The sequence below is a fragment of the Brevundimonas sp. KH_025 genome (genome assembly GCF_057839885.1).
On the sequence record NZ_CM174501.1, the window covers coordinates 1343688 to 1370201 of the forward strand.

24 protein-coding genes and 1 tRNA gene are annotated in these 26514 nt (G+C 67.7%); 14 read left to right on the forward strand and 11 right to left on the reverse strand.

Features of this window, described 5'->3' with window-relative positions:
• Complete coding sequence (tatB, locus tag AC3IS2_RS06755) at positions 1-555, forward strand: Sec-independent protein translocase protein TatB (protein ID WP_489199880.1); 555 nt, start codon at positions 1-3, stop codon at positions 553-555.
• Positions 552-1433, forward strand: coding sequence for a twin-arginine translocase subunit TatC (tatC, locus tag AC3IS2_RS06760; protein ID WP_489199882.1), 882 nt, complete (start codon positions 552-554; stop codon positions 1431-1433). The genes tatB and tatC overlap by 4 nt, the downstream gene beginning before the upstream one ends.
• Before the next feature lie 448 nt (positions 1434-1881).
• Here tatC and AC3IS2_RS06765 read toward each other — a convergent pair whose 3' ends face one another.
• From AC3IS2_RS06765 to AC3IS2_RS06775, 3 genes are all read right to left on the reverse strand, one after another.
• Complete coding sequence (locus AC3IS2_RS06765) at positions 1882-2127, reverse strand: hypothetical protein (protein ID WP_489199883.1); 246 nt, start codon at positions 2125-2127, stop codon at positions 1882-1884.
• Positions 2128-2250: 123 nt separating this feature from the next.
• Positions 2251-3660 carry a type I glutamate--ammonia ligase gene (gene glnA / locus AC3IS2_RS06770; protein WP_489199884.1) on the reverse strand — a complete coding sequence of 470 codons (1410 nt, stop codon included), beginning with the start codon at positions 3658-3660 and terminating at the stop codon, positions 2251-2253.
• Between the two features lie 73 nt (positions 3661-3733).
• Positions 3734-4072: a P-II family nitrogen regulator gene (locus tag AC3IS2_RS06775; RefSeq protein ID WP_489199885.1), complete on the reverse strand. Its 339-nt coding sequence runs from the start codon at positions 4070-4072 to the stop codon at positions 3734-3736.
• 212 nt (positions 4073-4284) lie between these two features.
• On the opposite strand from AC3IS2_RS06775, the gene AC3IS2_RS06780 reads away from it, so the two are divergent.
• Positions 4285-5016 (forward strand): NAD(P)H-hydrate dehydratase, encoded by a 732-nt coding sequence (locus tag AC3IS2_RS06780; protein WP_489199886.1) that lies wholly within the window; start codon positions 4285-4287, stop codon positions 5014-5016.
• 7 nt (positions 5017-5023) lie between these two features.
• Here the strand turns inward: AC3IS2_RS06780 and AC3IS2_RS06785 are convergent.
• Both AC3IS2_RS06785 and AC3IS2_RS06790 read right to left on the reverse strand, forming a co-directional pair.
• Positions 5024-5108, reverse strand: a tRNA-Leu gene (locus tag AC3IS2_RS06785).
• Between the two features lie 156 nt (positions 5109-5264).
• Positions 5265-6923: an amino acid permease gene (locus AC3IS2_RS06790; RefSeq protein ID WP_489199887.1), complete on the reverse strand. Its 1659-nt coding sequence runs from the start codon at positions 6921-6923 to the stop codon at positions 5265-5267.
• Positions 6924-7078: 155 nt separating this feature from the next.
• Here AC3IS2_RS06790 and hrpB point away from each other — a divergent pair, with 155 nt between their 5' ends.
• Positions 7079-9514, forward strand: a complete 2436-nt coding sequence (hrpB, locus tag AC3IS2_RS06795) for an ATP-dependent helicase HrpB (protein WP_489199888.1) — start codon at positions 7079-7081, stop codon at positions 9512-9514.
• A 48-nt stretch (positions 9515-9562) separates the two neighbouring features.
• On the forward strand, positions 9563-10867 hold the full coding sequence (locus AC3IS2_RS06800; protein ID WP_489199889.1) for an MFS transporter: 1305 nt from the start codon (positions 9563-9565) through the stop codon (positions 10865-10867).
• Here AC3IS2_RS06800 and AC3IS2_RS06805 read toward each other — a convergent pair.
• Positions 10864-11400 carry a cytochrome b gene (locus tag AC3IS2_RS06805; protein ID WP_489199890.1) on the reverse strand — a complete coding sequence of 179 codons (537 nt, stop codon included), beginning with the start codon at positions 11398-11400 and terminating at the stop codon, positions 10864-10866. The two genes, AC3IS2_RS06800 and AC3IS2_RS06805, sit on opposite strands and share 4 nt — an antisense overlap.
• A 286-nt stretch (positions 11401-11686) precedes the next feature.
• Here AC3IS2_RS06805 and AC3IS2_RS06810 point away from each other — a divergent pair, with 286 nt between their 5' ends.
• A complete protein-coding gene (locus AC3IS2_RS06810) occupies positions 11687-12121 on the forward strand; it encodes a dioxygenase family protein (protein ID WP_489199891.1) in 435 nt (144 codons plus the stop codon).
• Here AC3IS2_RS06810 and AC3IS2_RS06815 read toward each other — a convergent pair.
• From AC3IS2_RS06815 to AC3IS2_RS06825, 3 genes are read right to left on the reverse strand one after another with little or no spacing between them, the layout of a single operon-like run.
• Positions 12109-12921: a TrmH family RNA methyltransferase gene (locus AC3IS2_RS06815; protein ID WP_489199892.1), complete on the reverse strand. Its 813-nt coding sequence runs from the start codon at positions 12919-12921 to the stop codon at positions 12109-12111. The genes AC3IS2_RS06810 and AC3IS2_RS06815 overlap by 13 nt on opposite strands.
• Positions 12921-13817 (reverse strand): RsmD family RNA methyltransferase, encoded by an 897-nt coding sequence (locus AC3IS2_RS06820; RefSeq protein WP_489199893.1) that lies wholly within the window; start codon positions 13815-13817, stop codon positions 12921-12923. Before AC3IS2_RS06820 ends, AC3IS2_RS06815 begins: the two co-directional genes overlap by 1 nt.
• A gap of 17 nt (positions 13818-13834) precedes the next feature.
• Positions 13835-15220, reverse strand: a complete 1386-nt coding sequence (locus tag AC3IS2_RS06825) for a glycosyltransferase family 2 protein (RefSeq protein WP_489199894.1) — start codon at positions 15218-15220, stop codon at positions 13835-13837.
• Positions 15221-15363: 143 nt separating this feature from the next.
• Here AC3IS2_RS06825 and AC3IS2_RS06830 point away from each other — a divergent pair, with 143 nt between their 5' ends.
• Genes AC3IS2_RS06830 through AC3IS2_RS06845 form a run of 4 tightly spaced genes read left to right on the forward strand, consistent with a single transcriptional unit; the run spans position 15364 to position 18534 of the window.
• Positions 15364-15996 (forward strand): TetR/AcrR family transcriptional regulator, encoded by a 633-nt coding sequence (locus AC3IS2_RS06830; RefSeq protein WP_489199896.1) that lies wholly within the window; start codon positions 15364-15366, stop codon positions 15994-15996.
• Positions 15993-16787, forward strand: coding sequence for an ABC transporter substrate-binding protein (locus AC3IS2_RS06835; RefSeq protein WP_489199897.1), 795 nt, complete (start codon positions 15993-15995; stop codon positions 16785-16787). The genes AC3IS2_RS06830 and AC3IS2_RS06835 overlap by 4 nt, the downstream gene beginning before the upstream one ends.
• 8 nt (positions 16788-16795) lie before the next feature.
• Entirely contained in the window at positions 16796-17773 is a 978-nt protein-coding gene (locus AC3IS2_RS06840; RefSeq protein WP_489199898.1) for a FecCD family ABC transporter permease, read from the forward strand.
• Positions 17770-18534, forward strand: a complete 765-nt coding sequence (locus tag AC3IS2_RS06845) for an ABC transporter ATP-binding protein (RefSeq protein ID WP_489199899.1) — start codon at positions 17770-17772, stop codon at positions 18532-18534. The genes AC3IS2_RS06840 and AC3IS2_RS06845 overlap by 4 nt, the downstream gene beginning before the upstream one ends.
• 34 nt (positions 18535-18568) lie before the next feature.
• Here AC3IS2_RS06845 and AC3IS2_RS06850 read toward each other — a convergent pair whose 3' ends face one another.
• The gene (locus AC3IS2_RS06850) at positions 18569-20599 is read right to left on the reverse strand and encodes a lytic transglycosylase domain-containing protein (protein ID WP_489199900.1); all 2031 of its coding nucleotides are present in this window, start codon (positions 20597-20599) and stop codon (positions 18569-18571) included.
• Positions 20600-20715: 116 nt separating this feature from the next.
• On the opposite strand from AC3IS2_RS06850, the gene dapA reads away from it, so the two are divergent.
• From dapA to prfB, 4 genes are all read left to right on the forward strand, one after another.
• Positions 20716-21600, forward strand: coding sequence for a 4-hydroxy-tetrahydrodipicolinate synthase (dapA, locus tag AC3IS2_RS06855; RefSeq protein ID WP_489199901.1), 885 nt, complete (start codon positions 20716-20718; stop codon positions 21598-21600).
• Positions 21600-22067, forward strand: coding sequence for an SsrA-binding protein SmpB (gene smpB, locus AC3IS2_RS06860; RefSeq protein ID WP_105563368.1), 468 nt, complete (start codon positions 21600-21602; stop codon positions 22065-22067). Before dapA ends, smpB begins: the two co-directional genes overlap by 1 nt.
• Positions 22068-22170: 103 nt before the next feature.
• Positions 22171-24555 (forward strand): penicillin-binding protein 1A, encoded by a 2385-nt coding sequence (locus AC3IS2_RS06865; RefSeq protein ID WP_489200113.1) that lies wholly within the window; start codon positions 22171-22173, stop codon positions 24553-24555.
• Positions 24556-24735: 180 nt separating this feature from the next.
• A protein-coding gene (gene prfB / locus AC3IS2_RS06870; protein WP_489199902.1) for a peptide chain release factor 2 occupies positions 24736-25855 on the forward strand; the annotation gives its coding sequence in 2 pieces (ribosomal slippage) (positions 24736-24804 and positions 24806-25855; 1119 coding nt in all).
• A 52-nt stretch (positions 25856-25907) separates the two neighbouring features.
• Here the strand turns inward: prfB and AC3IS2_RS06875 are convergent.
• Positions 25908-26450 carry a bactofilin family protein gene (locus AC3IS2_RS06875; protein WP_489199903.1) on the reverse strand — a complete coding sequence of 181 codons (543 nt, stop codon included), beginning with the start codon at positions 26448-26450 and terminating at the stop codon, positions 25908-25910.
• Positions 26451-26514 lie beyond the last annotated feature (64 nt).

Below are 26514 nucleotides of genomic sequence, written 5' to 3' on the forward strand. Positions count from 1 at the left end.
ATGGGTGGTCTTGGCCCCGGAATCGGCGGGTTCGAAATCCTTGTCATCGGTCTGGTGGCCCTGCTTGTCGTGGGGCCAAAGGATTTGCCGATGCTGATGCGCAAGGTCGGTCAGTTCGTCGCCAAGGCGCGCGGCATGGCCAACGAATTCCGCGCCAGCTTCGACGAAATGGCGCGCCAGTCCGAGCTGGACGACCTTCGCAAGGAGGTCGAGGCGCTGCGGACGGGGCAGGGCATGCACCCGCTCGGCGCCGAGGCCGAAGCGGCCTTCAAGGACATCCGCAAGGATCTGGAGGCGCCGCTGGACGCCCCGGCGCTGGCGGCGCCTGCCTTTGCAGGGCCCGTCGCCACGGGCGTGGATGAATGGCCCGACGCATTCCAGCCTGCGGCTGAGCCGGTCGCGGCGACCGTTCCCGCTGAACCCAAGACCCAGGCGATATCAAAGCCCAAGACGGCTCGCGCTCCTGCCAAGACTGCACCCAAGGCCAGCCCTGCCGTCGCTGAGGCTGCGGTCGCCAAACCCAAGACCGTGCGTAAGAAGAAGGTCGATCAATGACGTCGCTCGACCGGGACGAGGCCGAGATCGAGGCGTCGCGCGCGCCCTTGATGGATCACCTGATCGAGCTGCGCGGGCGGCTGCTGATCTGCGTCGTGGCCTTCGTCGTCGCCTTCATCGGCTGCTTCGCCTTCTCCGAGAAACTCTACCTGTTCCTGGTCCAGCCCTATGTGGTGTCGGCGGCCTTCCATCAGACGGTCGGGGCGCAGGGCCATGTGTCGCCGTTCGACCTGATCCTGGGTACGGCGCGCCTGATCCCGGTGCCGGACGTGGATCATCAGAGCGTCAAACTGATCTATACGGCGCCGCTGGAAATCCTGTTCACCAAGATGAAGCTGGCGGGCCTGGGGGCGGTGATCGTGGCCTTCCCGGTTCTGGCCTGGCAGTTGTATCGCTTTGTCGCGCCGGGGCTGTATCGCAATGAGAAGGGCGCCTTCCTGCCGTTCCTGATCGCGGCGCCGCTGCTGTTCCTGCTGGGCGCGGCGCTGGTCTATTTCGTCATGCTGCCTTTCGTCATGTGGTTCTCGCTGAGCCAGCAGATCATCGGTGAGGGCGTGGCGGCCGAACTGTTGCCCAAGGTGTCGGACTATCTGAACCTGGTGACGGCCCTGATTCTGGCCTTCGGCCTGTGTTTCCAGCTGCCGGTCGTCATGACCCTGCTGGGGCTGGCCGGCATGATCAGCTCCCAGGTCATGGCCAAGGGCCGTCGCTACGCCATCGTCGCCGTGGTCGTGGTCGCCGCCGTCGTCACCCCGCCGGACCCCATCAGTCAGCTGATGCTCGCCGTGCCCATGGTGCTGCTCTACGAGGTTTCGATCTGGTGCGTTCGCCTCATCGAACTGCGTCGCAAGAAGGCGGATGCGGCCGAAGCGGTCTGACGCCCGCTAGAAGACATTGATCTGAGCTGGTCTGGCCGGATGGTTCGTTCCGGCGGCCGTAGCCCGACCGCTCTTCATGATGGCGATGCCGACCGGCCCTGCGCCGTCGGTCATGGTTAGAGTGCAGCTACCGTTGTCTCCCGGCAGGCGGCCCCGCTGAGGTCCGCGTCCCGAGAGGGTCAGGCGGTTCGCCCAGTGCTGGCGATCATACTGGCCCATGTGCAGCGTGACGGGGCTAAAGCCGCAAGACAGAGACCAAGCCGTGCCGCGCGGCGCCGCCACGGACCAGGGAAGACCGCCGTCGTGATTCTGTCCCACGTGGGTTTGGCTGGATGCGCTTGACGACATCGCCGCCAAGGCCATGGCCAGAAGGACTGTCGCAGCGCGGTCCATCGCCAACCCCCATCCCGGTCTTGGCCGAACCATAGTCCATAGGCTTGAGACGCGGCTAGTGGCGGCCGTCTCGCTCGTGCTTCTTCTCCTGCGAGGTCGAGCGTTTCTCGTGCTTGGCCTTGGCGGAGTGGCCCTTGTGAACGTCGCCCTCGCCGCCGCCGCCGGAAATCTGGCTGCGCGGGGACAGGTGGTCAGGGGCGTCGGCGTCTTTGACCCGAGGGTCGGGCTTGGGCTTGTCCCGGTTTTCGTGACTTGCCCCTGGGCCGCCCCAGCGATCGGTGTCTGCGTGTTTGTTCGGCATGACGACGCGCTCCTCTGAGCAGCCAAACCACGCAGAAGGGGCGGTTGTTCCCGCCCATAGCGTCCATGAAAAAGGCGCCGGACGTTTCCGCCCGGCGCCTTGATCGTCAGCCTGATCCGGGGATCAGCAGCTGTAGTACATGTCGAATTCGACCGGGTGCGGGTGCAGTTGCAGACGGGCGACTTCTTCCATCTTCAGGGTGATGAAGCTGTCGATGAAGTCGTCATCCATGACGCCGCCCTTCTTGAGGAAGGCGCGGTCGGCGTCGAGGGCGTCCAGGGCTTCCTTGAGCGAACCGGCGACTTCCGGGATCGAGCCGCGCTCTTCCGGCGGCAGGTCGTAGAGGTTCTTGTCGGCGGGCGCGCCCGGATCGATGCGGTTCTCGATCCCGTCCAGACCCGCCATCAGCAGGGCGACGAAGGTCAGGTAGGGGTTGCCCATCGGGTCGGGGAAGCGGGCTTCCAGACGCTTGGCCTTGGGCGACGAGACGTGCGGGATGCGGATCGAGGCCGAACGGTTGCTGGCCGAGTAGGCCAGCTTCACCGGGGCTTCATAGCCGGGCACCAGGCGCTTGTAGGAGTTGGTGGTCGAGTTGGCGAAGGCGTTGATGGCCTTGGCGTGTTTGATGATGCCGCCGATGTACCACAGGCATTCCTGCGACAGGCCGGCGTACTTGTCGCCCGCGAACTGGGGCTTGCCGTCCTTCCAGATCGACATGTGGACGTGCATGCCCGAGCCGTTATCGGCGAACATGGGCTTGGCCATGAAGGTCGCCGACTTGCCGTAGGCCGCGGCCACGTTGTGGATCACGTATTTGTAGAGCTGCAGGCGGTCGGCCATGGTCAGCAGGTCGCTGAACTTCAGGCCCAGTTCGTGCTGCGCCGGGGCGACTTCGTGGTGATGCTTCTCCGGGTCCATGCCCAGGTCCTTCATCACGCCCAGCATCTCGCCGCGCAGGTCCTGGGCGGAATCGACCGGGTTTACCGGGAAGTAGCCGCCCTTGTGGCCCGGACGGTGGCCCAGGTTGCCCTCGGCGTATTCAGCGCCGGTGTTGGACGGCAGTTCGATCGAGTCGAAGCTGTAGCCGGTGTTGTGCGGGGCCGTGTTCCAGCGCACGTCGTCGAAGATGAAGAACTCGGCTTCCGGGCCGAAATAGACCACGTCGCCCACGCCCGAGGACTGGACATAGGCCAGGGCCTTCTTGGCCATCGAACGGCTGTCGCGGTTGTAGGGCTCGCCCGTGTCGGGGCTCAGGACGTCGCAGAACAGGAACAGCGTGGTCTGCTGATAGAAGGGGTCGATATAGGCCCGCTCCAGATCCGGCTTCAGCAGCATGTCGCTTTCGTTGATGGCCTTCCAGCCCGCGATCGACGAGCCGTCGAACATGGTGCCTTCTTCCAGGAACTCCTCGTCGACCAGGTCGATGTCGAAGGTCACGTGCTGCAGGCGGCCACGGGTGTCGGTGAAACGGATGTCGACGTACTGGACGTCCTTGTCCTTGATCTCTTGAAGGATCTTTTGGGCGGCGCTCATGCTCGAAGTCCTGTTGGTTCGGGGAGGAGAGGAGGAACGAAAAGCGGCCGCCCGGAAGGGGCGGCCGTGGTGGTCAGATGGCCTGTGCGCCGGTTTCGCCGGTGCGGATGCGGATCACGTCTTCCAGGGCGGAGACGAAGATCTTGCCGTCGCCGATCTTTCCGGTGCGGGCTGCGGTCTGGATGGCGTCGACCACGGCCGGGGCCAGATCGTCGGCGACGACGACCTCGATCTTGATCTTGGGCAGGAAGTCGATGACGTACTCGGCGCCGCGATACAGTTCGGAATGGCCTTTCTGACGGCCGTATCCCTTGGCCTCCATAACGGTCATGCCCTGCACCCCGATGTCCTGGAGCGCATCCTTAACTTCATCCAGCTTGAACGGCTTGATGACGGCTTCAATCTTCTTCATGGCGAGTCCCGAGGCGGCTCCCTAGTTGGTCCGACGCTCGGGGCGTAAAGGGACATTGCATTGCACAATAAGGCAAGCAATTTTCGAGCTTAGAGGCCATCCGTGAACGGAATTCGATCATGAACCCGATCAACGACCCCATGACATGGCAAAGCCTGCTCCCTTGGCCGAGATCCGAGGCGCACAAGCATGCGCGAGGCCGACTCGGCGTGGTGTCCGGGAACGCCTTGTCGACCGGCGCGGCGCGGCTGGCGGCGCGAGCGGGACTGAGGGTCGGCGCGGGGTTGGTGAAGGTCTTTTGCCCGCCCGACGCGGCGTCGATCCTGGCGCCGACGCTGGAGGTGGTCATGCTGGCCAGCTTCGCCACAGCCGATCAGCTGGCGGCGCTGGCCCAGCCGATGGACGCCGTGGTGATCGGGCCCGCCGCCGGCCTCACAGAGGCGACGGGGGCCAATGTGGCGGCGCTGGCGCAGACCGGGGTGGCCCTGGTCGTCGACGCCGACGCCCTGACCCTGTTCCGCGATCGTCCAGGCGACCTGTTCGCCTGTCTGGACCGCGACGACGTGCTGACGCCGCATGAGGGCGAGTTCGAGCGGCTGTTTCCCGGCCTGCTGGCCAAGGGGCGCGAGGCGGGCGCTGCAGAGGCCGCCGAACGGGCGGGATGCATCGTAGTGCTGAAGGGCAGCGCCACCGTCATCGCCGCGCCGGACGGACGCTGCGTCGTCAACGGAAACGGCTCCCCCTGGCTGGCGACGGCGGGCAGCGGCGACGTGCTGGCGGGGATGATCGGCGGACTGCTGGCCCAGCATATGGACAGCTTCGACGCGGCCTGCGCGGCGGTCTGGATGCACGCGGATGCCGGGCGGCGGTTTGGACCGGGACTGATCGCGGAAGACTTGCCGGAACTGATCCCGGCGGTGCTGGCGGATCTTTACCCCGGCTGAAGACCTATGGTGCGGATGAGAGGACTCGAACCTCCACGCCTCTCGGCGCCAGAACCTAAATCTGGTGCGTCTACCAGTTCCGCCACATCCGCATAGGTAGGCCGATGCCTGTAGGCGAGGGCGTGAGATTGGGCAATCGTCATCGGCGTCGAGCATCAAAAAAGGCCCCGGATTTCTCCGGGGCCTCTTCATTCTCGTGGCCTATCGCAGCTTGCGCTGCTTGAGGCCGTTGAAGCCTGATCCGAGGATCAGTCCTTCTTGTTGTCGACGCCGTGGCCGAGAGCTTCCACAGCCGTATCCAGCGTGGTGTCCTCGGTGATGTCGATGCCCTTGGCCAGCTTCGAGTGAGCGAAGCCATAGAGACCGTAAACCAGCGCTCCGACCAGGGCGTAGATGCCGAGGATGGCCAGGGGCAGCGGGTTGTCGTTCAGAGCGTGCTGAACCATCGGGACGAAGTTGAACGAGGCCAGCGCCAAGCAGGCGATGATGCCCAGGACAGCGGTGACGATACCGCCCGGAACACGGAACGGACGCTCCATCTCGGGGTGCTTGATGCGCAGGACGATGACCGACAGGCAGACGATGGAGAAGGCCGTCGCCGTGCCCAGCGACACCAGGTCGCCCAGGATCGAGATCGGCAGGAAGGATGCCGCGATCGCGATCACGATGCCCAGCAGGATGGTGCCGATCCAGGGGGTGCGGAACTTCGGGTGGATGGTGGCGAACACCTTCGGCAGCAGGCCGTCGCGGGCCATGGTGTAGAAGATGCGCGTCTGGCCGTAGCAGAGCACCAGCATGACCGAGGACAGGCCGGTGACGGCGCCGATCTTGATCAGGAAGGCGATCAGGTTGAGGTGGCCGTTCGGCGCGGCGGCCAGCGGCACGTTGGCCCATTCCAGACCCATGCGGTCGATAGCGACGGCGATGGGAGCCGGCGAAGCCAGTTCCAGATAGGGAACCACGCCGGTCATGACGGCGGCGACGGCCATATAGATCAGGGTGCAGACGAACAGGGCGCCCAGGATGCCGACCGGCACGTCCTTGGACGGGTTCTTGGCCTCGGCGGCTGCGGTCGAGACGGCCTCGAAGCCGACGTAGGCGAAGAAGATGATCGACGCGCCGCGGAAGATGCCGCCCACGCCGAACTGGTCCCAGGTCGCGCCCTGGGCGGGAACGAAGGGCTGCCAGTTGGCCGGGTTGATGTACTGAACGCCAACCGCGATGAAGGTCAGCAGGACGATGATCTTGATGACGACGATGGCGTTGTTGATGTTCGCCGATTCAGACACGCCGAGGACCAGCAGGCCGCAAACGGCGGCGATGCCGACAGCGGCCACCAGGTTGAAGGTGCCCGTCATCGGGAAGCCTGCGTCAGGGCCGCTGGCGATGTACTGGATCAGGGGCGTCGCCCACTGAGGGCCTTCACCGCCGGCGAAACTTATAGTCGGGAATAGACTGGCGCTTAGGCCGAAGTCGTTCAGGATCGACACGACATAGCCGGACCAGCCGACCGCGACGGTCGAGGCAGCGACGCCGTATTCCAGCACCAGCAGCCAGCCCATGATCCAGGCGAAGACCTCGCCCAGGGTGCCGTAGGCGTAGGTGTAGGCCGAACCGGACACCGGCATGGTCGAGGCCAGTTCCGCGTAGCAGAGGCCGGCGAGACCGCAGGCGATGCCGGCGATGACGAAGGAGAACATGATGGCCGGACCGGCGTGCGCCGAGGCGACCTGACCCGTGAGCACGAAGATGCCGGCGCCGATGATGGCTCCGATCCCCAGGCTCATCAGGTTCAAGGGGCCCAAGGTCCGTTTCAACTCGCTCTTGGCGGCTTCTTTCTGGATCTGAGCAATGGACTTTTTAAGGAATAGCCGGTTGCCGGCTGGCTTTACGCCGTCTGCGGACATGAAGTCGCGCCCCCAATTACGCAACGACCCCTCCCGGGTCGTCTTCTTGGGGGCGGACGCTAACCATCCGAAGGGCCGCGCGCAACGCGGTTTCGGTTGGATGAAGCGCAGACGACGCTTTCGTGACCTGGGGCGTTGCGGCTAGAGCGCATCTGATGCTGCCGATTCACGCCGTACTGGAGCCGCTGAAAGCGGCGCTGAGCGCGACCCATGCGGTCGTTCTGGCCGCCCCGCCGGGGGCGGGCAAGACCACGGTCGTGCCTCTGGCCCTGCTGGATCAGCCCTGGCTGGGCGACCAAAAGGTGCTGGTGCTGGAGCCGCGAAGGCTGGCGGCGCGGGCGGCGGCGGACCGAATGGCGACGACCCTGGGCCAGAAGGCGGGCGGCGCGGTCGGCTATCGCACCCGGCTGCAAAGCCGGATCGGGCCTGACACCCGCATCGAAGTCATCACCGAGGGCGTCTTCACCCGGATGATTCTTGATGATCCGGGGCTGGAAGGCGTCGGCGCCGTCCTGTTCGACGAATTCCACGAGCGCAGTCTGGACGCGGATATGGGCCTGGCTCTGGCGCGCGAAAGCCAGTCAGTGCTGCGCGAGGATCTGCGGCTGCTGGTCATGTCGGCGACGCTGGATATCGCCGGGGTGTCGAATCTTCTGGATGGCGCGCCGGTGATCGAGGCCGAGGGGCGGATGTTCCCGGTGGAGACCCTCTATCTGGGCCGCAACGCCGCCGAGCGATTCGAGGACGCCGTGGCGCGCGCCGTCATGCTGGCCCTGGGCGAGCAGACCGGATCGGTGCTGGTCTTCCTGCCGGGGCAGGGTGAGATCCATCGCACGGTTCAGCGCCTGAACGAACGGCTGCGCGATCCCAAGGTCGATGTCGTCGCCCTCTATGGCGCGCTCGACAAGGGCGAGCAGGACCGGGCCATCGAGCCCGCGCCGCCGGGCCGTCGCAAGGTGGTGCTGGCGACCTCGGTGGCGGAAACCAGTCTGACGATCGAGGGCGTGCGCGTGGTGATCGACGGCGGCCTGTCGCGCGTGCCGCGGTTCGAGCCGTCCAGCGGCCTGACCCGGCTGGCGACGGTCAAGGTCAGCCGGTCTTCGGCGGAGCAGAGGCGGGGGCGGGCCGGTCGCGTCGAGCCCGGCGTCTGCTACCGCCTGTGGGACGAGGAACAGACGCGCGGTCTGGTCCCGCATCAGCGGCCCGAGATTCAGGAAGCCGACCTGACCGGTTTTGCGCTCGATCTGGCGCGCTGGGGGGCGAAGTCGGTCGAGGGGCTGGCGCTGCTGGACCCACCGCCGGCCGGGGCGCTGGCTGAGGCGAGGAAGGTGCTGACCCGGCTGGGGGCGCTGGACGCCAAGGGCGATCTGACGTCGCACGGGCGGCGGCTGACACGCATCCCTCTGCCGCCGCGACTGGCGCACATGGTCGCCGTCGCTTCGGATCAGGATGATGCGCTGGGCGGGGCGAAGATCGCGGCGGTGCTGAGCGAGCCAGGGCTGGGCGGGAACGCCGTCGATCTGCACGACCGATTGAAGGGGCTGGAGCGGGACCGTTCGCCGCGCGCTCGTGATGCCATGAAGCTGGCTGAGCGCTGGGCGCGGACGGCGGGCGGCGGTCACGGCGGCGAGGCGGACGCGGGCCTGCTGCTGGCCGAGGCCTTCCCCGAGCGGATCGCGCGGGCGCGCGGCAAGCCGGGCGAGGTGTTGCTGGCCTCCGGGCGCGGGGCCTTCCTCGACCCGACGGAGCATATGGCGCGCGAGCCCTGGCTGGCGGTGGCGGAACTGGGCGGCGGCGAGGCGCGCGACCGTATCCGGCTGGCGGCGGCGCTGGACGCCGCGACGCTGGAGGCCGATCTGGGGCACCGGATTGAGGTCGAGGACCGGCTGGCGCGGGAGCCGTCGGGCAAGCCGGTGATCCGCCGCATTCGCCGGATCGGCGCCCTGGTGCTGGACGAGAAGGTCGTGGGCGCGCCGGATCGGGCGACCATGACGGCGGCGCTGAAGTCTGAAGTCGAGGCGGGCGGGCTGAAGGCCTTGAACTGGGGCGAGCAGGCGGGGGCGCTGCGGGCGCGGCTGGCCTTCCTGCAGGGGCTGGATGCGATGTGGCCCGACGTGTCGGATGAGGGACTGCTGGCCCTGCGCGAGGACTGGTTGTGGCCGCTGCTGGAGGGCGCGCGGTCGCTGGGCGACATCGGCGACGGCAAGCTGGCCGAGGCCCTGCGCGGCCTGATCCCGTGGGACTTGCAGCGCAAGCTGGACGATATGGCCCCGCCGCGCCTGACCACGCCGCTGGGTTCTGCCTCCATCGACTACGCCGCCGAGGGCGGACCGCGCGTCGAGATCCGGGTGCAGGAGCTGTTCGGGGTGAAGACGCATCCGACCGTGGGCGGCGGGCGGGTTCCGCTGACGCTCAGTCTCCTGTCGCCCGCACGAAGGCCGGTGCAGGTGACCAAGGATCTGCCCGGCTTCTGGAGCGGATCATGGGCGGCGGTGCGCAGCGAGATGCGTGGCCGTTATCCGCGGCACCCGTGGCCGGAAGACCCTGCCAACGCCGCGCCCACCAACCGGGTCAAACCCCGCGGAACCTAAGGCCCGGCTTGACGATAGGCGGCGACGCACCGCAAGGACCTTGCATCAATGCAAGGATTTCGCGTGGCCGACGCTGCACTCTCACCGCCTGCCGCCTCCAAACGGAGAATTCTGTTCGCCAGCCTGATCGGCACCACGATCGAGTTCTTCGACTTCTACATCTACGCCACGGCGGCGGTGCTGGTGTTTCCGGCCCTCTTCTTCCCGGGCCGGGACCCGACGACGGCCATGCTGTCGTCCTTCGCCACCTTTTCCATCGCCTTCTTCGCGCGGCCGGTCGGCGCGGTCGTCTTCGGCCACTTCGGCGACCGGGTCGGACGCAAGGCGACGCTGATCGCGGCCCTGATGACGATGGGGCTGTCGACAGTGGCCATCGGCCTGTTGCCGACCTGGCATTCCGTCGGCGTGGTTGCTCCGCTGCTGCTGGCCCTGTGCCGGTTCGGGCAGGGCCTGGGTCTGGGCGGCGAGTGGGGCGGGGCGGTGCTGCTGGCGACCGAGAACGCGCCACAGGGCAAGAAGGCCTGGTTCGGCATGTTCCCGCAACTGGGCGCGCCGATCGGCTTCATCCTGTCGACCCTGTCCTTCATCATCCTGACGGCGACGCTGTCGAACGAACAGTTCCTGACCTGGGGCTGGCGGATTCCCTTCATCGCCAGCTCGCTGCTGGTCTTCGTCGGCCTGTGGGTGCGGCTGCGCATCACCGAGACGCCGGAGTTCAAGCGCGCGCTGGATAAGGCCGAGCGCGTCGAAATGCCGATCCTGACGCTGATCGCGCGGCACAAATGGGCGCTGCTGACCGGGACGTTCGCGGGGCTGGCGACCTTTGTGCTGTTTTATCTGATGACCGTCTTCGCCCTGGGCTGGGGCACCACCGCCATGGGCTACACCCGCGAGCAGTTCCTGCCGATCCAGTTGCTGGGCGTCTGCTTCTTCGGCCTGTTCATTCCGCTGTCGGCGTTGGCGGCGGATCGCTGGGGGCAGGGGCGGACGCTGTTGGCGACCTCGGTCGGCATCGCCCTGTTCGGTGTCGTGCTGGCGCCGCTGTTCGGCGGCGGCGGACTGGCCGGGGTGGTGGCCTTCTTCATCATCGGCTTCAGCCTGATGGGCTGCACCTATGGGCCGCTGGGGGCCGCGTTGGCGCGGCCCTTCCCGACCACTGTGCGCTACACCGGCGCGTCGATGACCTTCAATCTGGCGGGCATTCTCGGCGCATCGCTGGCGCCGTTTGCGGCGACCTGGCTGGCCGGTCACTACGGCTTGCAGGCGGTGGGCGCCTATCTGGCCGTCGCCGCCGTCCTGACCATCCTGGCCCTGCTGGGCATGAAGCGGATCCGGACGGAGGGCGAAGCCTAGCCTAGCATTCGGCGGATCAGGCCGTCCTTGAGCACAAACTGGTGATAGAGGGCGGCGCCCACGTGCAGGGCGACCAGTCCGATCAGCACCCAGCCCGCGAAGAAGTGCATATACCAGGCCCCTGACCACAGGCTTTCGTCGTCGGGCGAGGGGGTGAAGACGGTCGGAACCGTGACGGCGCCGAACAGGTCCATGGGCTCGCGCATATGGACCCAGACCACATAGCCGCTGATCGGCAGCGTGATCAGAGCCAGATAGATGAGGCCATGGACCGTCGTCGCCAGATGGCGCCGCCATGCCGGCTCGCCGGGCGGCGGGGGCGGCCTGGCGTTGGCCAGCCTCCAGAGAATTCGCATCAGGATCAGCCCCGCCAGCAGAACGCCGAACTGGAAATGGCTGCGACCGAAGAGGAACTCGGCCTGCCTGTCGGGCGCGTTCTCGGTCAACCATCCGAGGGTGAACTGGACGACGATCATCACAGCCACGATCCAGTGCAGGCCTTTCGCAACGTGGTTCCAAGCGTGTGGGGGCATGATCCGGGGCATACGCTTCTCCTCCCTGACCGAAGCAGATATATTTCCGTTCTCGATGGAAGGATGCGACATCATGGGGCTGCGCAGAAGAACCTTTGTCGTTTCAGGCCTGGCGGGCGTTTTTGCGTCCTCGACCGCCTGCTCGCGGGGCCGCACATCCGCGCCAGACGACGAGGTCCGAGCGAACCTGTACGTCTGCGAGGGGTGCGAAGCGACGACCGAGCGTGCTCCCGAAAGCCTATCCTGGTCGGCGGTGTTGGCGGGACCGGACGAACCCGGCGAACGGATGCGGCTTTCGGGGCGGGTCTATGCGCCGGACGGCGTGACGCCGAGGCCGGGCGTCGTCATCTACGCCCATCACACCAACGCCGACGGTCTTTACGCCAACGGGTCAAGTGAAACCGAATGGAGCCGTCGGCACGGTCGCCTGCGCGGCTGGGCGCGCACCAACGCCGACGGCGACTATGTGTTCGAGACCATCAAGCCCGCGCCCTATCCGGATCGGACGGGGCCGGCCCATGTGCACCTGTTCATCCAGGAACCGGGCAGACCGCTTTACTACATTGACGATGTCGTGTTCGAGGGAGAGTTCCGCGTCGACGAGGTCTATCGCGCCCGCCAGGAATTGCGGGGCGGTTCGGGCATCGTGCGCCTGGGCGGGAACGCCGCCTCAGGCTGGACGGCGGTGCGGAATATCCGGCTGGAGGCTCACCCCGCCTGAACGACGGCCGCGTCCGTCACCGCATAGACCATGATGCCGGTGGCGATGGCCAGGTTCAGGCTGTCGGCTCGGCCGCGCATGGGGATCTTGACGTTCAGGTCGCAGGCGGCGGCCAGTTCGTCGGTCAGCCCGGCTTGCTCGTTGCCCATCAGGATCAGGGCCGGATAGCGCACCGGGCTGTCGCGATAGCCGTGGGTGGCGTCGAGCCGCGTGCCGATGACGCTGCCGGGCCACTTGGAGCGCCAGGCCAGGAATTCCTCGCGCGTGGCCTTGCTGATGGTGACGGCGAAGACCGAGCCCATGGTGGCGCGCACGGCCTCGACCGAGAAGGGATCGACGCAGTCGCCGATCAGGATGACGCCGCCGCACCCGGCTGAGTCCGCCGTGCGGATGATGGTGCCGAGGTTGCCCGGATCGCGCACCTGCTCCAGGGCCACCCAGCAGGGCTTGGCGTAGGGCTGGATGGCGTCCAGCGGGGTGTAGACCTGCTCGAACACGCCCAGCACCGTCTGCGGATTGTCGCGACGGCTGATCTTTTCGAGGATGGCGTGGGTGACGACGATGATCTGGCCGCCGGCCTTGATCGTCTCGGCCTTGGCGCGATCCAGCAGCGGGTGCGGTCGGGCCTCTTCGCCGACCAGCAGCATGACCGGAGCGCGGCCCTGATCCAGGGCTTCGCCGATGAACTTCAGACCCTCGGCCAGGAAGCGGCCGGTCAGGTCGCGCTCCTTGCGCATATGCAGGGCGCGAACCGACTTGATGGTGTCGTTGGTCAGGGAGGTGATGACGCGCTCGTACATCAGGCGCTCCACCTGGCGAAGAAGCTGAGGCCGATGGCGCGGGCGTCCGGGCCGTCTTCCGACAGGGCCAGTTCACCCCAGTCGATGCGCCCGCCGCGATCATGCGTCGCCTCGGCCATCATGTGCGCCAGCGACAGGCCCGAAATCCGCGCCGCATAGGCGTTCAGCAGCAGGAAGGAGGCGTCGTCGGACAGCAGGGAGGCGCAGTCCTTCAGCAGCTCGGGCATGTCCTCGAACAACCGCCAGACCTCGCCATTGGCGCCGCGCCCGTATTTGGGGGGGTCCAGAATGATGCCGTCGTACTTGCTGCCGCGACGAACCTCGCGGGCGACGAACTTGCGGGCGTCCTCGACCAGCCAGCGGATCGGGCGGTCGGACAGCCCGGACAGCTCGGCGTTCTCGCGGGCGTAGGCGACCGACTTCTTGGAGGCGTCCACGTGAGTCACGTGCGCGCCCGCCGCAACGGCGGCCAGGCTGGCCACGCCGGTGTAGCCGAACAGGTTCAGGATTTTCGGCTGCTTCAGGGTGCGGATGCGCGCGTCCAGCCATTCCCAGTTGGCCGCCTGCTCGGGGAAGAAGGCCAGGTGCCGGAACGGCGTGAACCGGCCCATGAAGCGCACGTCGCGCCATTTCAGCGGGAAGGCGTCGATGGGGCCGTGAGCGTCGAAACGCCAGCGACCGGCGTCCTCTTCTTCCTGCTGCGGATCGAAGACGGCGTTGGCGCGCTGGAACGCGCCTTCGTCATGGGCCTTCCAGAAGCACTGCGGCTCGGGTCGGACGACGGTGTAGCGGCCGTAACGCTCCAGCTTGCGGCCGTCGCCGCTGTCCAGCAGGGCGTAGTCCGACCAGCCTCGCGTGACGAGGGTTTCGGGCGAGGAGGAAAGAACGGGAGCCATCTAGGGCTGATAGGCGCTCAGGCGGCTGCTCGTCCAGCGTCCAAGGCCTTGTCCATGTCTCGATCGACCGCGAAGTCGGGCGTGTGCGGGGTCTTGTCCCACCGGTGAGGTTCTGTGATCAGCCGGTAGAGGGCATGCACGAAGGCCAAGCTGAGCAGGCACCAATAGGCAGGCGCCGTCGCCATCTCTCTCGCGCCGAATCGGATGCCGGCGCGGCGTGCGCCCATCACCATGGCCAGCCAAGCGGTCGCAATGCCGGTGATCAAAACGCTCATGCCCAGTGCGGGGGCGGGCGGCAGCTTGCCGGAAACAAGGGAAGTCAACGCCACAGCGCCGATCCAGGCGATGGAGGTCGCGTGGATGGCCGCCGACGCGCAACCCGCGCCCAGGGTCATCGCCAGCGCGGTCCAGCCGCGCCAACCCATGCCGCCCAGTGTTCGGGTGTGAACGGCGAGCGTCTGGAGGTGACCCTTGAGCCAGCGCGTGCGTTGCGGCAGCCATAGCCGCAGCGCGCCGGGCGGCGTTTCATACGTCGGGCGCTCCAGCACCCCCAGGCGTCCTCCCGTGCGCCAGATGCGGAAGCCCAGGTCGGCGTCCTCCGTGACGTTCCAGGCGTCCCATCCGCCGAGTGAGCGAAGCGCGGATGCGCGAAAGTGATTGCTGGTCCCACCCAGGGGAAATGGCAGGCCCAGCGCCGCCATGGCGGGTAGGGTGACTTCAAAGAGCGCCGCGTATTCCGCCGCGAACTGCGCGTCTAGGAACGGCGAGGCGCTCTTCCGTTTGTCTCGTCGCTGGATGCGGAGCGGCGCCTGAAGGCAGAGCAGGTCGTCCCCCTCGGCCGCAAAGCGAGCGGCGGCTTCCCGGAGTTGGAGCGGGTCGGGATCGTCTTCGGCGTCATAGATCGTCACCAGATCGCCGTGCGCGACGGACAGGGCGTAGTTCAGGGCGCGAGGCTTCGTCTTTGGCGAGCCCGGCGGCACGATCAGCACCTTCAGCCATTCCGGACGGTCGGCGGCGAGGGCGGCGGCGATGGTGACGCTGTCGTCGGCTTCCAGCGCCAGAAAGCCTTCTAGCCGGTCGGCGGGGTAGTCGATCCGAGCGAGCCGTTCGACAAGCTGGGGCAGAACGGCGGCCTCGTCATAGAGGGCTGCGATGACGGTGTAGTGCGGCCAAGTGACGGGCTCCGGATCGTCGCGCTTTGGCGGGCGACGTGTCAGCAAGGTTACGATCCGCCATCCGGCGACGGCCAGAAAGCCAAGCTGGATCGCAGTTAGAACCGCAGGGGCGACATGGGGCGAGGCGAAGAAGCTGATCGACAACCCGGCCATCAGTGCGGAGAGAATGAGAAGCTGCGCCCGCGACAGAGTGATCTGCGCCGCGGACGCCATGTGGCTACGCTTCATGCTGGTTGACCCGCCGTGCATACGAGAAGCCCCCGGACCCGATGCAAACGAGAAGCGTTAATATCGTTGTTCTTTGATGGCAAGCGATTGGCGGACTCAGGCATTGCGGTTATTCAAGCCGGGTCCCAGCCATGGAGTCTGGATTGCCCGGTTCATCGCTTCCCACGCCTCGATCCGCTCGCAAGCCCAAGGGCGAAGGCCACGCGCGCCGTGCGGAGATCCTGGCGGCGGCGGAACGCATCTTCGTCGAGCATGGCTATGAGGGAGCGACGATCCGCAAGATCGCGGATGAGGTCGGCCTGTCGTCGACGGCCCTCTACATGCATTTTCCCGACAAGGCCGCGATCCTGCACGAGATCTGCCGTGGGGCCTTCGAGACGCTGATTGCGACCCACGAGGGGATCACGACCGAAGCGGCGCCCGCCGAAGTGCGGCTGCGGCGGATGATCGAGGGCTACGTCCGCTTCGGCTTTGAAAACCCCAACGCCTATCGGTTGACCTATCTGACCCGCCCGATCGAGGCGCGTGAGGGCGCGGAAACCGTGGCGCAGGAGACGGGGTTCGAGCTGTTCCGGTCCTTCACGTCGGTGGTCGAGGAAGCCGTGGGCTCCGGGCGGATGCAGGGTGATGCGCGCGCCATCGCCCAGGCCATATGGGCCAGCGGGCATGGCATCGTGTCGCTGATGATCACCAAGCCCTATTTCGACTGGGTGGACCGCGACGAACTGGTCCGCATCCAGCTGGACGCCTTGTTCGCGGGGCTGCTCAAGCCGTGATCCGGGCTGGCGGTGTCGCCCTGGCGCTTGCGGTATTGGCGCCGACCTTTGCTGAGGCGCGGCCGTTGCGGGTGCTGTCGCTGGATCAGTGCGCCGATCAGTATGTTCTGGCCCTGGCGCCGGAAGCCGATCTGGCCCTGTCCTCGCGGGCGGACGACCCGGATTCCTGGATGCGCCGGGCGGCGCGGGGGCGAACTCGGGTTCGGCCGACGCTGGAGGCGGCCATCGGCTTTCAGCCCGACGTCGTGGTCCGCTACTGGGGCGGCGAGCCGCGCCTGCTGGCCGCGCTGGAGAAGCGGGGAACGCGGGTGCTGGCCATCAATGATGCGACAGACATGGCCGGGGTTCGCGAGAACCTGAGGTCCGTGTCGCATGGCTTGAGCCAGGACGCGCGCGGCGCCGCTCTGATCGCTCACATGGATCGGCGGCTGGCCAAGGCGGCGGGTGCGGGACGCGGACGGGAAGCCGTCTATGTCACGCCGGGCGGCTATACGACCGGATCGGGGTCGCTGATCGATTCCATCCTGAAGGCGGCCGGGTTCCGCAACGGCGTCAGCGGGCCGGGCTATCAACCGTTGGGGATCGAGAAGATCGCCCTGAGCCCGCCGGCCCTGTTCGTGCGGGGCTTCTTCCAGCAATGGCGATCCGACTGGCGCGGGCCGGGGCGACATCCGGTGGTCGAGCGCGCGGCCAAGGGGCGGACGGTGGCGGACCTGCCGGCCCCGACGCTGAGTTGTCCCGCCTGGTTCGCCGCCGACGCTGCGGTCCTGTTGGCGGAGGCCGCGCGATGAACAGACACATGAGCCTGAATATCGGGCTGGCGGCGGCCATCCTGCTGGCTCTGGCGGGGGCGGTGCTGTTCGGCGAGACGGCCCTGTCGTCGGCCCAGTATGGGCAGGCCCTGGCCGATCCGGCGTCGGGGCCGGGCGAGGTGCTGTGGCAGGTGCGGGCGCCGCGCGCGGTCTGCGCCCTGATGGTCGGGGCGGCGCTGGGGCTGGCGGGGGCGGTGCTGCAAGGCCTGCTGAGGAACCCGCTGGCGGACCCGGGCGTGCTGGGCGTGTCGGCGACGGCGGCGCTGGGCGCGGCGGGGGCTATCGTGCTGGGGGCCGCGGCCATCCCCGGTCTGGTCGAGAGCGCAGCCCTGGTCGGGGCGGCGCTGGCCGGTCTGCTGCTGGTCGCCATCGCGGCCAGGGTGCGGGCGCCCGAGGCGCTGATCCTGTTCGGGGTGGCGCTGTCGAGCTTTGCGGGGGCGCTGACGGCCCTGATCTTCAACCTGTCGCCGTCGCCCATCGCTTCGGCCGAGGTGATGAACTGGCTGCTGGGTTCAGTGCAGAACCGAAGCTGGATCGATGTGGCCTGGGTGGCGCCGGCGCTGGCCGTCGCCGCCGTCTTTGCGGCGGGCGCGTCGCCAGGCTTGCGGATGCTGACCCTGGGCGAGGAGGCGGCGCGGGCCTCGGGCCTGTCGATGGGGCGGATGCGGGTGCTGGCCCTGATCGCCTCGGCGGTCGCGGCGGGGGCGGCGGTGGCCGTGGCGGGCGTGATCGGCTTTGTCGGTCTGGCGGCGCCGCATCTGGTGCGCGCCGCCGTGCGCGGCGATCCGGGGCGACTGCTGGCGCCCTCGGCGCTGGCGGGCGGGCTGATGCTGCTGCTGGCCGATCTGGCGGCGCGGCTGATGCCGACGGATCAGGAGTTGAAGCTGGGCGTGTTCACGGCCCTGGTCGGGGCGCCCCTGTTCGCCCTGATCGCCTGGCGCGCGGCGCGGGAGTGGCGGCTGTGAGCGCCTTGCTGGAACTGGACGGCGTCGTCGCGCGCATGGGCGCGGCCACGGTGCTGGGCGGGGTCAGCCTGTCGGTGGCGAAGGGCGAACTGGTGGCCCTGTGCGGGCCGAACGGGGCGGGCAAGTCCAGCGCCGTTCGCGCGGCTCTGGGGTTGATGTCTCTGCACAGCGGCGTGGCGAAGCTGGGCGGCGACGACGTGCACCGCCTGTCCGAACGAGAGCGCGGGACGCGGGCGGCCTATCTGCCGCAGGAACGGCATATCGCCTGGAACCTGCCGGCCATCGAGGTGGCGGCGCTGGGCGCGCCCTTCCTGGCGGGGGATGCAGCGTTGCAGCGGGCGCGCGCGGCGCTGGACGAGGTCGGGGCCGGCCATCTGGCCGAGCGCGGCGTGGCCGAGATGTCGGGCGGCGAGCGGGCGCGGGTGCTGTTGGCGCGGGCGCTGGTGGTTCAGGCGCCGCTGCTGCTGGCGGATGAACCGATCGCTGGGCTGGATCCGGACGCGCAACTGCTGGTGCTGGAGCGGCTGAGGGCGCGAGCCGACGCCGGTGGGGGCGTGCTGGTCAGCCTGCACGACCTGACGCTGGCGGCGCGGATCGCGGACCGAGTGGTGGTGCTGGACGCTGGGCGGGTGGTCGCGGATGCGGCGCCGGTCGAGGCCTTGGCGCCGGGGGTGCTGCGTTCGGCCTTCCGCCTGGACGGCGTCTGGGTCGAGGCGCCCGACGGGCCGCTGCTGGCGGCCCGTCGTCTTTCTCAAGATTGATTGGCGGGACGCTGCTGGCGGCCCGCCGCCTGGATTAGGGCTGATAGGCGCGCGGGCCGCTGGACGGCGGCGTGCCGCGCGCGAGATCGGCCGAGGGGGTCAGCGGCGCCGAGCCGCCGTTCAGCCGCGCGCGATAGACCTGCATGTTCTCCATCACCCGCATCATGTAGTTGCGCGTCTCGGTGAAGGGGGCGCACTCGATGAAGTCGATGGGGTCGACCTGCTGGCTGCGCGGGTCGCCGCAGCGGGCCACCCATTGCGGCGGTCGGGCCGGACCGGCGTTGTAGCCGACCGTGGCCAGCAACGGCGAACCGCCGAAGTTGTTGATCAGCTCGCCCAGGTGATAGCTGCCCAGGCGCATGTTGGCGTCCGGGTCCCACAGCTGTTCGGACGAGAAGCCGATGCCCATGCGGCGGGCCACGCCCTGACCCGTCGCGGGCAGAAGCTGCATCATGCCGCGCGCGTCGGCGCCGGAGCGGGCCAGAGGGTCGAAGCTGGATTCCTGACGGGTGATGGCCAGGGTGAACTCCAGCGGCGCTGCGCCCGAGGTCTGGGGCGGCATGCGGACCGGATACATGCGCTCGGGCATGACAAAGCCGCGCTGGCTGGCGGCGCGGCCGACCATCATGGAGCCGAACTGGTCGCCATAGCCCTGCATCAGGTCGAACAACTGGGTCAGGTCGTAGGGCGAGGGCAGGGTGTCGTCGAGGTGGTAGGCGAAGACCCGCATCAGGGTCCTTTCGCCCGCCGCGCCCAGGATGCGGGTGGCGCGCACGACCTCATTGCCCTCGAAGCGATTGACGTCTTCGGGCGTCGGCGCGGGTTCGCCCGGCAGGGTCAGGGTCGTGGCTCCGGCCTTTTCGGCGGCCAACTGGCCATAGAAGGTCTGCCAGTGCTCGGCGCCCGCCTGATACCAGCGCTGGGCGCCCGCGCGGTCGCCGCGCGCTTCGGAGGCGCGGCCCAGCCAGTAGAGGGCGCGGCCTTGCGTGATCGGTGTCGAGGAGGCGTTGCGCAGGGTCTCGAAATGCCCCGCCGCCGTCGCCGGGTCATTGAGCTTGGTCAGGGCGACCCAGCCGGCGAAGAATTCCGCGTCCACCTTGCGCTCGCCCGAGGGGAAGCCGTGGCCGTTCATGGCGGCGTAGGCGGCGCGGGGATTGCCCTGTTGCAAGGCGTCGAGGAAGTAGTTGCGACGCTCGTTCCACAGGGTGTCCTGGCCTTCCTTGTGCGACGGCGCGGCGGGCAGGGCGGACAACAGGGGGAAGGCTTCGGACTGGCGACCGGCCGAGCGCAGCAGGCGCACCCTCTCCAGCACCACGGCCGGGTCGTTGGCCTGGGCCGGGGTCAGGCCGGCGACGATGGCGTCGGGCGAATAGGCGGCGCGCAGGGCCATGACGGCGTTGGCGACGGCCTGACGGTCGGCGGGGACCATATAGGTCATGGCGCGGGTCGCTGGGCCGTGCGGGCCAAGCAGTAGTATGTTCAGGCGGGCGACATGGTCGTCGGGGGTCAGCCAGCCGCTCCAGCGCGCAGCGATGCGGGACTGCTGGGCTTCCTCGAAGGATTGAGTGCGCCACCAGTCGCGGATCAGGGCCTGGGCTTCGCGGCGCTGGCCCTTCTGCTCCAGGGCGCCAGCCAGGGCGATGGCGCCGTCGGCGGTCGTCGGGGCTGAGCCGTTGAAGAAGGCGAGGATCGTGTCGGGCGAGGCGTTGGCCAGGCCGAGGGCGCGCTCGCCTGCCGCCCGGCGCGAATCACCGCGCGGCCAGTTGGCCAGATCGGACTGGGCGCGGGCCAGATCCGTATAGGAAAGCTGGCGGTCCGAGGTGTCGACCAAGGCCCACTCGACCAGCTTCTTGGCCGTGGGGTCGGAAATGCGGCTGATGATGGATTGCGTGCCGATCACGTCGCGGGCGCGGGCCGAGGCCAGACCTTGCTGGAACAGGGCCATGTCCTGGCCGTTGATGACGCCGTTCTGGCTGGAGGCATAGGGCGCGGGCGCACTGTTCAGCACGTTCTGGGTCGGCGGAGTCAGAATCGCCAAGGCGGCGGCCACGGTCGTCGCGATCATCAGATGTCCGATCCTCATTCATCACTGGTTGCGGCCGAGCGGCGAGCAACCTACGCTCCCTGCCTCTTCAAAAGGGCGGCACGCCGCCCGAAACACCGCGCAGGTAACTTGTTTCAATGACCGCCCCCTTGTTCAAGGGCGTGATCACCGCCTTGATCACACCTCTTCGTGACGGAAACGTGGACGAAGGGGCTTTTGAAAAACTCCTGGAACGTCAGATCGCTGCTGGCGTCCATGGCGTCGTCCCGGTCGGCACGACCGGGGAAAGCGCCACCCTGCGGATGGACGAGCACAAGCGCGTCATCGAGCAGTGCGTGAACATCGCGGCCGGGCGCGTGCGCGTGATCGCCGGCGCCGGGTCGAACGCCACGCATGAGGCGATCGAGCTGTCGGCCTTCGCCAAGCAGGTCGGCGCTGATGCGACCCTGGTGGTGACGCCCTATTACAACAAGCCCTCGCAGGAAGGCATGATCGCCCACTTCGAGGCGATCTCCGACGCCGTTCAGATTCCCATGCTGCTCTACAACGTGCCGAGCCGTTGCGGCGTCGATCTGTCGAACGAGGCGGTCGCGCATCTGGCGGGCAATCCCAATATCGTCGGCATCAAGGACGCCACCAGCGACATATCGCGGGTCAGCTGGATGCGCAGCCACATCAGCGGTCCGTTTGATCTGATCAGCGGCGATGACGCCAGCTGGCTGGGCTATGCCGCCAGCGGCGGCGCGGGCGTGATCTCGGTCACCTCGAACGTCGCGCCCGAAGCCATGGTCGCCATGTACGACGCCATCACCGCGGGCGATTTCGCCACGGCTCGGGCCTGGCAGGACCGACTGATCGGTCTGCACAAGGCGCTGTTCCTCGACAACTCGCCGTCGCCGGCCAAATACGCCCTCGCCAAGCTGGGCCTGTGCAGCGAGGAAGTCCGCCTGCCGCTGTCGTTGACGCGCGATTCTGTCAAACCGCTGATCGACCAGGCCATGATGGAGGCCGGGGTCGCCTGATGGCTGCTGACGCGCCCAAGAAGGTGATCGCCGAGAACCGGCGCGCGCGCTTCGACTATTTCCTCGAGGACTATATCGAGGCCGGGATCCAGTTGCTGGGGACCGAGATCAAGGCGCTGCGCGACGGTCGGGCCAATATCGCGGAAAGCTATGCGGCGGTGGAGGGGCGCGAGATCGTCCTGATCAACTCCGACATTCCGCCCTACAAGCAGGCCAACCGTTTCAACCACGAGCCGCGCCGCCACCGGAAACTGCTGCTGCATCGCAAGCAGATCGACAAGCTGATCGGCGCCGTCCAGCGCGACGGTCGGACCATCATTCCGGTGCGCCTGTACCTGAACGAAAAGGGCAAGGCCAAGCTGGAGATCGCGTTAGCCAAGGGCAAGAAACTGCACGACAAGCGCGAGGCCTCGGCCGAACGCGACTGGCAGCGCGACAAGGCTCGGCTGTTGCGCGACAAGGGCTGAGTTTGCGGTTCCGCTTTGCGGCGCGGCCGACGCGCGATAAACGACAATTCCTGGGGCGCGTCTTGCGGAGTTCACGGTGAAGATAGCCGAACGCTGGTTCGTTATGGCGGGCGTCGCCTTGCTGGGCGGCATCGCTGTGGCCGGGCTGGTCGTGGCCATCTATGCCGCCTGGGTGCTGCATGACATGCCGGATGCGTCCGAGCTGGCGGATTACCGCCCGGCGACGGCGACGCGCGTCTTTGCCGGCGACGGCACCCTGATCGGCGAGTTCTCGGACGAGCGGCGCATCTACGTCACCTATGACCAGGTGCCGGAGCAGGTGATCCACGCCTTCCTGGCGGCGGAAGACAGCCACTTCTTCCAGCACGGCGGCATCGACGTATCCGGCATTGGCCGGGCCATGTTCAAGAACGTCTTCAACGTCCTGTCGGGGCGACGCCTTGAAGGCGGTTCGACCATCACCCAGCAGGTGGCCAAGAACGTCCTGCTGACCAACGAATCCAGCCTGAACCGCAAGCTGAAGGAAGCCATCCTTTCCAGCCGTCTGGAAGCGACCCTGACCAAGGAACAGATCCTTGAGCTGTATCTGAACGAGATCTACCTGGGCTATCGCTCCTATGGCGTGGCCTCGGCGGCCTACAACTATTTCGGCAAGTCGCTGAATCAACTGACGCCGGACGAGGCGGCCTTCCTGGCGGCCCTGCCCAAGGGGCCGAACAACTACAACCCGAAACGCCATCCGGAAGCCGCCAAGGGCCGCCGCGACTGGGTTCTGGGCGAGATGGCTGACAACAAGTGGCTGTCGCAGGAAGACCTGGCGACGGCTCTGGCCCGCCCGCTGAACACCCGCGCCGCCCCGCGCCGTGCGGAATACGCCGACGCCGACTTCTTCGTTGAGGAAGCGCGCCGTCGCGCCATCGGCCTGTTCGGTCAGGACGAGGTCAACCGCGGCGGCTACTACATGCGCACGACGCTGGACCCGCAGCTCCAGTCGGCCGCCCGCGAAGCCCTGATGAACGGGCTCGAGAATTACGACCGCCGCCACGGCTGGCGCGGCGCCTGGGGCACGACCGACTTCGCCGAGGGCTGGCAGGCCGAAGCGCTGAAGAAGAATACGCCGCCGGAGCGCCGCACCTGGCAGGCCGCCGCCGTCGAAAGCGTCAGCGGCAACAACGTCCGTGTCCGCACGGCCAAGGACGACCGCACCGGCTCGCTGCTCGTCTCCGACGCCGCCTGGGCCAACGCCAACCGTCCGCTGAAGCGCGGGGACCTGATCTTCGTCGAGCCGCGCGGCGGCCAGTATGCGCTGAAACAGGTCCCGGCGGTGAACGGCGCCCTGGTCGCCATCGAGCCGCAGTCGGGTCGCGTCCTGGCGATGGTCGGCGGCTATTCCTACGCCCTGTCCAGCTTCAACCGCGCGACGCAGGCGCGCCGCCAGCCGGGTTCGGCCTACAAGCCGTTCGTCTACGCGGCGGCGCTCGAGGGCGACTTCACGCCGGCCTCGATCGTGCTGGACGCCCCGATCAGCTTCCCTGGCGGCGCCAACGGCGGCCGCTGGACGCCTGAGAACTACAGCCGCCAGTATTACGGTCCGCAGACCCTGCGTCGCGGTCTGGAGCTGTCGCGCAACGTCATGACCGTGCGTCTGGCCCAGGCGGTCGGCATGAAGAACGTCGTCGATCTGTCCAAGAAGATGGGCGTGGTTGACGATATGTCGCCGAACCTGGCCATGTCGCTGGGGGCAGGGGAGACGACGCCCTATCGGATCACGGCCGCCTATGCCGCCTTCGTCAACGGCGGGCGACGGGTTGATCCCTATCTGATCGAGATGGTGCAGGACCGGAACGGCCAGACCATCCACCGCGCTGACCGGCGCCAGTGCCGCGATTGCAGCCGTGGCTTCAGCGGTCAGGAGTCGCCGCGTCTGCCGGATCGCGGAACTCAGGTGATCGACCCGATCACCGCCTATCAGGTCAGCTCCATGCTGGAAGGCGTGATCCAGCGCGGCACGGGCGCCAGCGCCCGTGGCCTGGGCCGCTGGGTCGGCGGCAAGACCGGCACCACCAACGAGTATCGCTCGGCCTGGTTCGTCGGCTTCTCTAGCGACGTTGTGGTCGGCGTCTTCGTCGGCTTCGACGACAACCGCTCGCTGGGCGGCGGCGAAGCCGGGGCGGCGACCGCCGTGCCCATCTTCACCGACTTCATGCAGGTCGCGTTGAAGGAGCGTCCGGCGCGGCCCTTCGTCCGACCCAAGAACGCCGTCTTCCGCACGGTCAACGGCATCGAGGAAGCCTTCCGCCCCGGCACCGAGCGCCAGATCCGCGAGGAAGCGCCGCGTCCCGTCCAGCCGTCAGGACCGCAGAGCTACAACGACGTGGTCCGCCGTGAGCAGGAGGCTGCACAGGCCCCGGCGCCGTCTGCGCCCGCCGCCGTCGCGCCGCCGCCGCCGAAGAAGCAGCCCGCTGAGGACTTGAGCGGACTCTACTGAGGCTCTAGTTAGGCCCATCAATCGGCGCGCCTGTCCGCAGGCGCGCCGTTGTCATTGTCCTTCCCCTATCGGGTCGCGCGCGACGCGACCCTGTATGAGGGGGACGTTCTTGCTTTCCCTATCGGTCCGCACGCGGTGCGGCCCTGCTTGAGGGAAGGCGTTGTTTCGCAGGAGATTGCGATGAGACCGGATGTCGAGGCCATGAAGGCCGACATCGAGCAGAGCGTCGCTCTGCTCAGGAGGCGTCTTTGACTGGGATGTCTCGCTTCGAAAACTGGATGAGCTGAACGCTCGGGTCGAGGATCCGACCCTTTGGGACAACCCCGAGCAGGCCCAGGCCGTCAGCCGCGACCGCTCGCGTCTGGAAGGCCAGATCAACAGCGTCCGCGAACTGGAAAGCGGCCTGGAAGAGGGCGTCATGCTGGCCGACATGGCCGACGAGGAAGGCGACGAGGCGACGCTTGAAGAAGCGCGCGCCCAACTTCGCGGCGTCAAGGACCGCGCCGCCCGTGCCGAGCTGGAAGCCCTGCTGTCCGGGGAGGCCGACGGCAACGACGCCTATCTGGAAGTGAACTCCGGCGCCGGCGGCACCGAGTCCAACGACTGGGCCGGCATGTTGCTGCGCATGTACTCGCGCTGGGCCAAGGCTCATGGCTACGAGGTCACGATCGAGGCCCACGAAGAGGGCGAGCAGGCGGGGGTCAAGTCGGCCACCATCCTGATCGAGGGGCCCAACGCCTATGGCTGGCTGAAGTCGGAATCGGGCGTGCACCGTCTGGTCCGCATCAGCCCCTATGACGCGGCGGCCAAGCGGCACACCTCGTTCGCCTCCATCGGCGTCTCGCCCGTCGTGGACGACACGATCGAGATCGACATCAATCCGTCCGACGTGCGGACCGATACCTATCGCGCTTCGGGCGCGGGCGGTCAGCACATCAACAAGACGGACTCGGCTGTTCGTCTGACCCACGTTCCGACCAATACGGTCGTGGCCTGTCAGGCCGGTCGTTCACAGCACCAGAACCGCGACATGGCGTGGAAGATGCTGCGGGCCCGTCTGTACGAACTGGAACTGCAGAAGCGTGAAGCCGCGGCTCAGGCCCTGGCCGACGCCAAGACCGACATTGGCTGGGGTCACCAGATCCGATCCTACGTCCTGCAGCCGTATCAGATGGTCAAGGACCTGCGCACCGAGGTCGAGACCTCGGACACGCAAGGGGTTCTGGACGGCGATCTGGATCGGTTCATGGGCGCGGCCCTGGCGGCCCGGGTCGGCGAGACCCGCGACGCAGCGAACTAAAAAAGGGGCGGCCCCGCTGGGCCGCCCCTTTTCATTTGGCGGGATGTGCCGATCAGGCGGCGGGCTTGGCCTCGACCTTGTCGGTCTTGGCGTTGGCGGCGGCCGGCTTTTCCGTGGCGTCCAGCATGGAGGCGCCCGGCGTGTCGCGCTTGGCCTGGGTGCAGCGGCCCTGGAACCAGGCGCCCTGTTCGATGGACAGCTGTTCCTGGGTGATGTCGCCCTCGATGCGGGCGGTGGCGAACAGCTTGACCTGTTTGGCGACGATGGCGCCCGAGACGCGACCGCGCACCTCCAGAACGTCGGCGTGGACCGTGCCCTCGACCGATCCGCCTTCGCCGATGGTGACGCGCACGACGCGGATGTCGCCCTTCAGCGAGCCGTCGACCTGAAGCTCGCCGGCGCCCGAGATGTTGCCTTCGTATTTCACCCCGGCCGACAGGGTCGACAGGCTGGACGAACGGGCGGCGGGCCGCGACGGCTCAGGCGCGCGGGCGGGCGCGGGGCTGGGCGACGTCGTCGAGGTGGGTTCCGGCGCCGGGGGGATGCCCAGGCCGCTGGACGGGTTGTTGTCGTAAGGCTTGCTCTTGTTGAACATGGTGCTCTCCGCATCTCGCCAGCAAGGCCGGCCTAATCCTACTATAGCCCCTTGAGCAGCAGTT

Coding starts and splice junctions, on each gene's coding strand:
- AC3IS2_RS06825 (WP_489199894.1), bottom strand. CDS start 15,220: ATGAAGCGTAGCCACATGGCGTCCGCGGCGCAGATCACTCTGTCGCGG.
- hrpB (WP_489199888.1), top strand. CDS start 7,079: ATGCTGCCGATTCACGCCGTACTGGAGCCGCTGAAAGCGGCGCTGAGC.
- AC3IS2_RS06875 (WP_489199903.1), bottom strand. CDS start 26,450: ATGTTCAACAAGAGCAAGCCTTACGACAACAACCCGTCCAGCGGCCTG.
- AC3IS2_RS06820 (WP_489199893.1), bottom strand. CDS start 13,817: ATGGCTCCCGTTCTTTCCTCCTCGCCCGAAACCCTCGTCACGCGAGGC.
- tatB (WP_489199880.1), top strand. CDS start 1: ATGGGTGGTCTTGGCCCCGGAATCGGCGGGTTCGAAATCCTTGTCATC.
- AC3IS2_RS06765 (WP_489199883.1), bottom strand. CDS start 2,127: ATGCCGAACAAACACGCAGACACCGATCGCTGGGGCGGCCCAGGGGCA.
- AC3IS2_RS06865 (WP_489200113.1), top strand. CDS start 22,171: ATGGCGGGCGTCGCCTTGCTGGGCGGCATCGCTGTGGCCGGGCTGGTC.
- AC3IS2_RS06805 (WP_489199890.1), bottom strand. CDS start 11,400: ATGCCCCCACACGCTTGGAACCACGTTGCGAAAGGCCTGCACTGGATC.
- glnA (WP_489199884.1), bottom strand. CDS start 3,660: ATGAGCGCCGCCCAAAAGATCCTTCAAGAGATCAAGGACAAGGACGTC.
- tatC (WP_489199882.1), top strand. CDS start 552: ATGACGTCGCTCGACCGGGACGAGGCCGAGATCGAGGCGTCGCGCGCG.
- AC3IS2_RS06775 (WP_489199885.1), bottom strand. CDS start 4,072: ATGAAGAAGATTGAAGCCGTCATCAAGCCGTTCAAGCTGGATGAAGTT.
- smpB (WP_105563368.1), top strand. CDS start 21,600: ATGGCTGCTGACGCGCCCAAGAAGGTGATCGCCGAGAACCGGCGCGCG.
- AC3IS2_RS06800 (WP_489199889.1), top strand. CDS start 9,563: ATGCAAGGATTTCGCGTGGCCGACGCTGCACTCTCACCGCCTGCCGCC.
- AC3IS2_RS06815 (WP_489199892.1), bottom strand. CDS start 12,921: ATGTACGAGCGCGTCATCACCTCCCTGACCAACGACACCATCAAGTCG.
- dapA (WP_489199901.1), top strand. CDS start 20,716: ATGACCGCCCCCTTGTTCAAGGGCGTGATCACCGCCTTGATCACACCT.
- AC3IS2_RS06840 (WP_489199898.1), top strand. CDS start 16,796: ATGAGCCTGAATATCGGGCTGGCGGCGGCCATCCTGCTGGCTCTGGCG.
- AC3IS2_RS06810 (WP_489199891.1), top strand. CDS start 11,687: ATGCGGCTTTCGGGGCGGGTCTATGCGCCGGACGGCGTGACGCCGAGG.
- AC3IS2_RS06790 (WP_489199887.1), bottom strand. CDS start 6,923: ATGTCCGCAGACGGCGTAAAGCCAGCCGGCAACCGGCTATTCCTTAAA.
- AC3IS2_RS06850 (WP_489199900.1), bottom strand. CDS start 20,599: ATGATCGCGACGACCGTGGCCGCCGCCTTGGCGATTCTGACTCCGCCG.